Below are 690 nucleotides of genomic sequence, written 5' to 3' on the forward strand. Positions count from 1 at the left end.
GGCCTCGGCGCGCCGGCGGCGCCGCTGCGGCCCAGCACCACCCAGGAGAGCTTTTCGGCGTCGGGCAGATCGGGGTCGGAATAGAGTCGCACGCGCGGCGCCTTGGCCGAGCCGGTGACCTGCACGCCGGCGCGCACGCTGATGTTCGGCCGGATGGCCAGGATGTCCAGCGCGGGGTTGTCGTACGGGCCGTTGAAGCGTGCCAGGCCCGTCTCCACATCGAGCGACTGGCCCCAGGCGCGGTAGCGGCCTTCCACGGTGCGCACCTCGCCGGTGACGCGCGGCGGCGCCCCGGCGACGGTGGCGCCGCGGATCTCCAGCTCGCCCGCCAGGCGGGTGGTGATGCCGTGGCCCTGCAGCGCAAAGTCGTCGCCCAGGTTGAGGGTGACGGCGATGTCCGGCGGCTTGGCGGCTTCCACGCGGCCGGCGGCCTGGCCCGCGCGTTCGGCCTGCTTGACGGTTTCGCGGTCCTTGGCGGCGGAGCGCACGACCACGTCGGTGCCCAGGCTGGGTGCGCCGGCCTCGGGCAGGATGATGGTGGCGCGGTCGGTGGTGAGCTTGCCGCGCAGCGTGAACTGGCCCTGGCGCAGCCGCGCCTGCAGATTGCCGGACACGCTGACCTGGCGGTCGGCGCGCACCAGCACCTGCAGGGCGCGCGCCTCGGCGTCGAAGTCCATGGCGATGCCGGAG

At 74.5% G+C, this 690-nt stretch carries 1 protein-coding gene; it reads right to left on the reverse strand.

The window, feature by feature from the left end:
* Nucleotides 1-690 (reverse strand): translocation/assembly module TamB domain-containing protein (locus AC27IQ_RS26380; RefSeq protein WP_487091424.1); only part of this gene is annotated, 690 nt, incomplete at both ends.

The sequence above is a fragment of the Acidovorax sp. KPB24-07 genome, from assembly GCF_057543315.1.